We start from the raw sequence: 9359 nt of genomic DNA on the forward strand, positions 1-9359 counted from the left end.
TTATTTGCTTAGTTTAATGAAATGATTTGTCATTCCTCCTTTAGAGATATTAGTACTTTTTGTGGATTTCCCTGTAGCTGGGTCGTACACATAAAAGCCATTTAAACCCAAAGTCGTATTGTTTACATTGAAATAAAATTTGCCGTCATATTTATACGAAAATGGATAGGCATAAGCGGCAGTTAAAGGAATATCTTGAATAATACTGGCTGTTTTTGCATTCAAATCTAACTTTACCCAACGTTGGTCTGGGTCATTAAATACGCTATTTGATAATTCTTGATACTCCACGGCTGTAATTGTTCCGTTCGCCAATTTCCCTACTAATTCTAATACTCTTGCAGAATTTGATTGTCCAGACACTGCGGCAAAAGCAATTCCATTTTCATGATAAATTGTACCCATTGCTAATTGTACCAAGAGTGAGTTTAGCCCAATAGCATCGACAGGATTAAATTTATAAGTGGCGTCAAATTCTGTACTGTTTGCTGGAATTTTCAAAATTTGTGGACGAGAACGCTTGGCTGAATTGATACCGAGTTGATTATCTAGTCCATAAGAGCCTTGTGTTAGAATATAAATATTTCCAGTTTCATCTACCATATTATTTTCTAAACCTCTTGATACTGGATACATTGCTTGTTCTATCATCAAAGTTTTTTCCCATTGCTTTGTCGTCAAATTGATTACTTCAACATAAACATCCTGAGCATCATAAAAAGAACCCGTTTTAGTATTGTCTGTATATAGTGGCAGAAATAACTTATTATCTTGCTTTCTGTAGATAATGGTATTGTAATTATTTCGCTCGTTTGCAGGAAAATCTTTTGCCTTAGACATATCTATGTCTCCCAACTTTTCCATCGTTGTCGGGTTAAACAAATGTACCGAATGGTTTACGCCAGTGGTATAGACGCCAAGATTTTCATTAATGATTTCTACATCCCAAACATAACTTAGCAAAGGAATTGAGGCAACTTCGGTCAATAAGCCAGTCGCTTTTGAAACCGCAATTTTCGAAAGCGTTTGTTCTGCTTTGAGCGATTGCCCAAACATGAAATTTTTCCAAGTAGCTCTTGGATAGAAATATTCATAAGATGATTTGGTCGTCAAATCGAGATTTTCGCCTGGAATACTGTTATAATAGCCAACATAATAAGCGTTACTGGCGGTAGATTGCGACAATGAACTAACAACATAGCCTTCTTCCATGTAAAGTGATGTGGATTCAGTTACAGGCTCGTCTTTTTTACAAGCACCTATTGAAAACAGAAGAGAAGCGAGAATAAATAATTGTATTTTTTTCATGGGTTTATTAAAAATTATTGATTTCATAAATGATTTTTCCGTTGAAATTTATGCCAGCTTTAGGCACTAAAAAGTTATCATAGAGTTCTGCATTCAAAAGGTTTTGAATATTGAATGAAAGGGTGAGATTCTGTTTGCTTAATTTGTAAGAACAACCTAAATCAACACGGTGCTGAACAGGTACATAGGCATCTGGCGTGGTTGATGGAGAATTGTTTGCTGCCACCAAAATGTGATTAAATGCACCGATATAATTATAAAAAGTATAGAATCGTACTTGGTTTTTGGGTTTCAAAAAATTACTTTTTTGCCAAGATAATTCTACGTTGCCAAAGGTGGTTGGGTAATTTGGGAAATCAGTTCCTATCAAATAATTATTGCGTGAATCCAAAACCGCCGTAAAGGTTTTACTGAGTAAAGTAAAGTTTGCTTTAAGGTTGATTGCTTTTTTGTACCAAACAGAAACATCGCCTTCACCGCCTAAAGTACGTACTTGGTCGGCATTTTCATATCTTCTAAAAACTGAACTTCCTAAATAAATAATATTGTATTGTTGACGATAAAATCCACTTAATGAAGTACTTAAGCGAATATTTTCTCCTATTTGATAATTTGACGAAAGCCCAATATTTAGATTGTCGCTACTTTCTGGTGAAAGGTCTGTATTTCTAAGAATATCGCCACCATTTCCTACAAATTGATAGAAAAGAGGAATTAAAAAACCTTTTTCAAAAGAGGCTCGCAAGAAAGTATTTTCATTGAAACTATACTTTAAACCCGCATTCCAACCCCAAAAATTTCCTTTCTTTTTTACCAATAAAAAAGTATTGTTTTCGGCACCATCCAATATATAATCATATTTTTTTACCGCTCCAGATAAAGTGATTTTGTCACCAAAAAGTCCTTCATATTGCAAGCCGCCAATGTTTTTAGTAAGATATTGAGGGATGCTTAGATAATCTATTTCGCTTTCTTCATTTAGATAATCTGTTCCAGTTAGTTTTTGTTTTGCATAAAGGTTAGACAGCAATAACTTATGTTTTTCATTGATTCTGTATTCAATACTGGTTCTGTTAGTGATTCCTTCATTGTAATTAATGCTATTTCCCAAGTTATATTCGCCCGCTTGGTTCTTTCCAACGATGCTACCGCTCCAGCTATATACGTTTGTTGTGGTGTCAACAAATCGTAAAGATTGCTTTGTGAAATTACCAAGAGTACGCAACCAAATTTTTTCGTTCAAGAATGATTTTTCATACTTTAAAACTGCCGATAAATTCTTGCCCGTATATTTTGCTTCACCAATAGCAGTATTCGCAATTCTAGCACCATTTTGCATTTCTTTATCTCCACCAGAAAGATTCAGCGAAACCCTCAATTCATCCGCCCAAGCTTTGCTATGTGTACCTAAAGTAAGGCTTCCGTACAAAAAGCTGTAAGTATCATGAAAGCGTTTTACTTGTTCATATTTATTGGTTTCATACACCAAAGCCCTCATTTTGTAACTATTGTCTGAATAGTTATAGCCCAATGAAGCATTCAAAAAATAATTGTTTTTGTTGGCTAAACCAAGATTTACGTCACTCAGATGAGTATTAAATGAAGCAATATTATATGAAGCCTTTAAGGTATTGTAGGCTTTTTGTTCAGTAATAATATTGATACCGCCGCCCATTGCATCAGAACCAACATCAACGGGTAAAACGCCTTTATAGACATCCACACGCTTGATGTTGCCTAGCGGTAAGTTTGAAATATCAAAAGAAGGATACATAAATTCCATCGGAATACCGTCAATGTAAACCCTAATGGCATTGCCTCTTAAACCGTTGATTGAAATATCAGAGTTTTCTCCCAAAGAACTTGAACGACGGATTCGCACGCCTGAAATTTTATCCAAAACGTCTGTTAACAAAACGGTCTGATTAATTACATCCTTTATTTCGATACTTTTAATGGATAATGCTTTTGCTTCTTGAACTTTGGTTTGTGCGGTTGCTTGTACGACGACTTCATTTAATTCTTTGCTGGAAGATGCTAATTGAATGTCAATTTTTTGAGAAGTCCCTACAATAACTTTTTGCTCGATACTCTGAAAGCCCACCGCACTAAAAAGTAAAATTTGCTCGCCCAAAGGTAATTTAGATAATTTAAAATAGCCATCGGTATTTGTGATAGTTGCATTTTTTGAATGTTTCAAGGATACAGTAACGAATGGCAATACATGTCCTTCTGTATCTTTTACTACTCCTTCAACCACTCTTTGTTGTGCATATAGTTGAAAGGTCATTAGTGTAAAGAGGAAAATTAGTCTCATTTTTTGGATTAGGATTAATGTGCAACAAAATTAGAACATTATTTGGAAATAGTCTAAATAAAAATAATATTTGCAAAAAATATTTTTATGATAGCTATATATTTTAACCTAATGGGTATTTTATTGTACTATTCTGAGACCAAATACTTTCCGAAGAATATACAAATCCCCAATTTATCTTATCAAAAACCTACCAGTTTATTGATTTGTATCATTGGACTTGCCATTTTTATTCAACAATGGGGCTGGACGATGGGCTTGTTAATGAGTTTGAGTAGTCTTGTTTTATCGGCATCTGTTTGTCAATTATTTGCTGTTTTAGGGAAGCAATGGTTCATTGCTTTCTTGGTTCTTGTTCATGGCTTACTCATCCTTAACCTCTTCTATTATGCCAGCTAAAAAAGAATATTTATCTACCTCAGGACAAAGATTTTTGAAAGTGTCGGCAGGAGTCTTAGGCGGATTATTACTGTCAGTAGCTATTCATTTATTATTAGGAATCCTTTTTAAAAACAAAGTTGCAGTAATGCTTACGGGGACTTTTACAGCTTTTTTATTGTGGGCTGCACTTCTTTCTATTGCTTTTTTAGCTAAAAACGGCTGGAAAATTTGGGGTATTTATCTAGCAGGAATTCTAATTTGTTCATCAATTATTTACTTAATTCGCTAAAGCACAAATGAAGTTAAAAGGATTATCAAATAGAGCATTTAATATATTTTTCCATACGCATACAGTCGCAGGAATTGTAATAAGTTTTGCCTTATACATTATATTTTTTGCAGGAGCGTTCACGATTTTCAGAAGTGAATTTTATCAGTGGGAAAATCCTGAGGCAAGGATTAGTTTAACAAAAAATGCTGTTGAATATGACCAAATAATACAAAAGATAAAACAACAATATCCTGATGTAGATACTGAAAAAGATATTATTATGAGACCTGGAACAGCCAAAGAACCCCTAACGAGCGTTTGGGTTTCGATGAAAGATAAGGTCGGAAAAAATAAAAATCTGAAGAAAGAAGTTAAAAAGGCAAGAGCCGAGTCATTGGAATTGGTGTATCATCCTATAAATAAAACTTTAAAAGTTTCAGAAGGGAAAAATCAAGAAAGTTCGCCTACAACCATTGGCGAAACATTATTCCGTTTACATTATTTCAGCCAGATTCCATTAATTGGCTCGTATTTATCTGGTTTGGTGGCTTTTTTCTTTTTGTTTGCAAGTATTACGGGCGTACTGATTCATTGGCGAAATATCATCACAAAATTTTATGGGTTTTCTGTAAAAGGAACTTGGAAACAAGTATGGACAAACGCCCATACGGTTTTCGGACTTATCGGATTGCCTTTTCAAATGATGTATGCCGTTACTGGAGCGTTTTATTGTTTGTCAATTTTACTGTTAGCTCCCGCTACTTTAGTTTTTTTCAATGGTGACCAGAAAGCTGCATTCGCCGCATTCAGACCTGATAGAGTGATAGAAGTAAACGAGAAATCACCAATCAGTACTACTCTAAAGCCTGTAAATGGTATAGTGAATGAATTCTATAAAACTATTCCTGATATTGAAGTAACGAGGGTTACTGTTAAACATTTAGGGAGAGAAGACGCTATATTAACAGTTTATGTGCAAGATGAAACTATTTTTAATGGTAATGGAGTAGTAGGCGTTACTCTGAAAGATGGTAAAAGAGGGATGGAAGTATTGCCGAGAGAAAAAACTTATATACAAGCTGTTTTAGGAGGAATAGGGTCGCTACATTTTGCAGAATTTGGTGGAATTGCATTGAAAGTCATATTTTTTATCTTGGCACTAATTACTTGTTTCATCATTATTAGTGGAGTATTAATCTGGAAAGAAGCTAGAAATAAAAAAGAATATACCGACAAACAAAAGAGGTTTCATCACCGAATTACGATGTGGTATTTGGCTATTTGTTTTGGTTTATTTCCTGCAACAGCTATTTTGTTTATTTCTGAAAGAGCGATACCAATGGCTTTGAAAAATCATAGTTCATTAGTAAATACAACTTTTTTTGTATCATGGTTGATTTTGATGATTTTGGGTTTATTTTGGAAAAATGAATCTCTTCTGACGAAAAGATTTTTATACATCAATGGCTTTTTATCCTTAATTGTACCAATTTTCAATGGAATTTCAACAGGGGATTGGCTTTGGAAAACGCTTGTTAATCAACAGTTTTATGTGGCAGCTGTAGATATTTTTTGGTTATTAACAGCCTTGATAAGCATCGTTTTAGCCAGTAATATTTTGAATAAATCGGACGAGATGAAGAAAATTAAAACGGTATCAACGATAAAAAGTAATGAACAGTTAGCTTAAAATGAGCGATTTACACCACACGATTATTCTTTTTATATGTACTCGGTGTTTGTTGAGTTACCTGTTTGAAACTTCTTGAAAAATAAGATAAACTTTCACATTGGGGTATAAGAGTCCTAATGGGGGTAATGATTTTGTGTATGATGCCAATGGTAATTTAACCAATGATGCAGACAAGGGCATTGGGATTAACTACAATGTACTTAACTTAGTAAGACAAGTGACAGGGAGTACCAGCCAAAGTTATTTGTATGATGGCACAGGAGCTAAATTAGCCCAGCATAACGGAACAAGCTGGAAGGCATATATGGGAGCAGGAGAATATGTAGGCGGTAAACTCTACCGAATGGCAACCTCTGAGGGTTATATTATGCCAAACCCTAGTTATGTACCGGGTAGTAGTGTAGGCAAGTATAATTACTTTTATAGTTTAAAAGACCATCTGGGCAATGTAAGAGCGGTAGTAGTTGATGATAAAGATGCGACCCAAGTACAGATAACTGATTATACAGCCTTTGGAGTAGCCATTAGCAGTGATGTAAGCAAAAATAAATATCTTTACAACGGTAAGGAGTTACAGGATGGTACTAATTGGTTAGATTATGGGGCGAGGATGTATCAGCCAGAAATTGGTAGATGGATGGGGGTTGACCCAATGGCGGAGAAATCTTACACTTGGTCTCCATATCATTATGCAGGAAATAGTCCAATTTTGAATATTGACCCAGATGGAAAAGACTGGTATCAATATAACGGTAATACTATTTGGCGAGAAGGAAGTGGAGAATACAAAGATGCCGATGGAAATGTTTATAAGAACATAGGAACAAGCTATACTAATCGAATAGACGCACATTTTAGTATAAACTATGGCAATAGTCCTAATGCAGAATCTATTACGATTACTGCTGTTGACGAAAGTTTCTATGTAAATCAATATGAACCGAATGAAATACAATGTCTTGCTGCGTGTGATCAAATGAAAAATAATGCTGGCTTTTCTAAGATACCCAGAAATGGAAAAGAAGGAGTTGTAGAAACAGGAACAGATGGAAGAGCAGGAGAAGGTAACACTAATCTACTAATAAACACTGAAGCAATGAAAAAAAGAATAGCTAATGGAGAACCTGTAACTATAGGTACTGATTATAAAAAAGGGGATACTGGCAATTTTGATGGGATGACAGATCATTATGTTTCAGTTGTTGCTTACACTCAAAATTTATCTACAGGAGCTACAAGTTTTAGATATTTTGATCCAGCTCCTGATGGTACTACTGCAACAGCAAGAGGAACAAGCAGCAGTAATGTTATTACTCAACAAGGAAGTGTATTAAAAGGGACATTTAATTGGGGGAAAAAAGAAAATAGAAATTTTACGGTGACTCAAATCAGATCAAGAAAATGAAAAAAAGTATCATTTTTTTAATATATATATTTGCCTGTACCACTGCGATAGGACAAATTAGTAAGCAACAAACTAGCTTAGAAAGTATTATTAAGAAGGCTTCTATAATATCATTGCCTTTTACAAATTTATATGTAACTACTAATAAAAGTATTTACTTGAATACTTACGAAGTAAACTCTTTTATGAAAAAAGGCTTTAAATTTTTAAAGAACCATGACAAAGCAGAAGTGTCTATACTTGGTAGTATTAAAATCAATGATGGCTATTTTTATTTAATTGTAGATGTAGAGTCTATTAGTCCTGGGGCATTCTTAGATGAGTTTTTAATTATCCTTAATAAGGATGGAAAAATTACAGAACAATTTCTAATATATAACGAAGGAGATGATTCTGAATATCACTATGAATTGAAATCTGATAAGTCTATAACAATACATACTATATCAACAGAAAAAAAAGAAAAATTAATTGTTGATAGATATAACCCCAATGGTCCTAAAGAACGTTTTTATTGTAAAGTAATAAATACACAATTCCAAATTAATAATGGCAAAGTGATAAAAATAAAAGAATCAACCCCAGTATATGATTATTTTATTTTTAATGGCGAATCTTTAGAAAAACAAAGGTGATACCCTAGCTTGGCGTAGTGTTGTTTCAAACGTCAGAGTGTACAGCAATGTTACATTGCAAAAATGCCCAGCTCCTCGAAGTTTGCAACTTCGAGGTAAAATAAAAAGCAGTCTGAGACTGCAAAATTCGTAGCTGGTTCATTGTTAAGCAAAGCGTCACTTGTACAAAAAATAGATTCAGTTTTTAACTGAAGAAAAGCATTGCAACGTCGTAGTGTTCGACACAATCTTATGCTTGGCAAAATGGGATAATGTTTTATAAAGTATTGGATAGGGAAAATAAATTCCATTTGATTGAGCGAATATCGTTTCTCCGGCTTAATTGGCTACTAGTAGAGCGGGACGCTCTTTTTACTTTTGGGTCGTAGGAAGGCTTCGCTTAACCAACGACCAGACCGAGATTTTCATCATATAGATAGTAAGGTGACTGGCTGGAGCAGAAGTAGAATTTTGCACTATCACACAAGTTATGGAGGACGCTCAAATAGTGCCCATAGAAGTCTATCGCCATTTAATTTTGGTAAACCAATTAAATAATTAATAAAGCAATATGTATAAATATTATATTAGTTTGGAAGATTATCGGCAGGAGGAAGATAATAAATTCTTTAATAAGTTATTTCACCTCTTCTTTTCAGAGGTTACCTCTATATTAGTCATTGGTTTTAGAGAGAATGATTTTTTTGTTGAAAAAGAAAGGTTTGAGTTAATTGAAAAGAAATTTTTCGAGCTCATTAATCGGAATGAAGTGAGTATATTTTACAATAATAAAAGACCAGTCCTCTATGCTGGTTTAATGAATAAACAAGATATGGATATTTTCATTCCATGGGAATACTTTGAGACGCTTTCTTTTGTTAGATTAAAAAAAGGCATGAATATAGATATAGAATTTCTCGGAAAATTGACAGATGCCTATTTTTCTTCTAGCAGAGAGAGATTGCTGAGAGTTATATCAGAAACAATTTTTAGTAAAGGAGCTGATGATCAAGATATAGTTATCGAATTACAAAAAAAATGGATTATGGAAGAGCTAGAACTTTCTGAAGGTGATATTTCAAGGATAGAAAGATTACTTGACTAAATACCCCAGCTCCTTGTCTTGTCCTAAAATAAATTGACAGTCATTTTTGACCTTGACTTCTTTTCTGATTTTGTATATCTGTGTATGTTTTCCATAGTCTTTTTTTATATCCTATCCCTGAATGAATATCATTAGGTGTATTCATCCCTATACTCATGTGAGGTCTTTGATTATTGTACAATTCAATGATTCGAGGTAATTTCATTTTCACATCTGCTAAGTTTTTGCAACACTTTAAAGGATAAAGATATTCATCCTTAATAAT

The 9359-nt window shown here is 33.9% G+C and carries 9 protein-coding genes; 6 read left to right on the forward strand and 3 right to left on the reverse strand.

The features are described 5' to 3' along the window. Window positions 1-1308, reverse strand: a complete 1308-nt coding sequence (locus VB776_RS18205; protein ID WP_323698307.1) for a Kelch repeat-containing protein — start codon at window positions 1306-1308, stop codon at window positions 1-3. Window positions 1309-1315: 7 nt separating this feature from the next. Beyond that, entirely contained in the window at window positions 1316-3598 is a 2283-nt protein-coding gene (locus tag VB776_RS18210) for a TonB-dependent receptor (RefSeq protein WP_323698308.1), read from the reverse strand. Between the two features lie 114 nt (window positions 3599-3712). On the opposite strand from VB776_RS18210, the gene VB776_RS18215 reads away from it, so the two are divergent. The 6 genes from VB776_RS18215 (at window position 3713) to VB776_RS18240 (ending at window position 9094) form a co-directional block, all read left to right on the forward strand. Next, entirely contained in the window at window positions 3713-4024 is a 312-nt protein-coding gene (locus VB776_RS18215) for a hypothetical protein (RefSeq protein ID WP_323698309.1), read from the forward strand. Further along, window positions 4014-4295: a hypothetical protein gene (locus tag VB776_RS18220; RefSeq protein ID WP_323698310.1), complete on the forward strand. Its 282-nt coding sequence runs from the start codon at window positions 4014-4016 to the stop codon at window positions 4293-4295. Before VB776_RS18215 ends, VB776_RS18220 begins: the two co-directional genes overlap by 11 nt. Window positions 4296-4302: 7 nt before the next feature. Further along, entirely contained in the window at window positions 4303-5967 is a 1665-nt protein-coding gene (locus VB776_RS18225; protein WP_323698311.1) for a PepSY-associated TM helix domain-containing protein, read from the forward strand. 100 nt (window positions 5968-6067) lie between these two features. Next, window positions 6068-7375: an RHS repeat-associated core domain-containing protein gene (locus VB776_RS18230; protein WP_323698312.1), complete on the forward strand. Its 1308-nt coding sequence runs from the start codon at window positions 6068-6070 to the stop codon at window positions 7373-7375. After that, window positions 7372-8010: a hypothetical protein gene (locus VB776_RS18235; RefSeq protein WP_323698313.1), complete on the forward strand. Its 639-nt coding sequence runs from the start codon at window positions 7372-7374 to the stop codon at window positions 8008-8010. The genes VB776_RS18230 and VB776_RS18235 overlap by 4 nt, the downstream gene beginning before the upstream one ends. A gap of 550 nt (window positions 8011-8560) precedes the next feature. Further along, window positions 8561-9094, forward strand: a complete 534-nt coding sequence (locus VB776_RS18240; RefSeq protein WP_323698314.1) for a hypothetical protein — start codon at window positions 8561-8563, stop codon at window positions 9092-9094. 40 nt (window positions 9095-9134) lie between these two features. On the opposite strand, the gene VB776_RS18245 is transcribed toward VB776_RS18240, so the two are convergent. After that, window positions 9135-9359, reverse strand: a 225-nt coding sequence (locus VB776_RS18245; protein WP_323698315.1) for an integrase core domain-containing protein, incomplete at its 5' end; no start/stop codon positions are given.

This window comes from Arcicella gelida, from assembly GCF_034931025.1.
Classification (GTDB): domain Bacteria; phylum Bacteroidota; class Bacteroidia; order Cytophagales; family Spirosomataceae; genus Arcicella; species Arcicella gelida.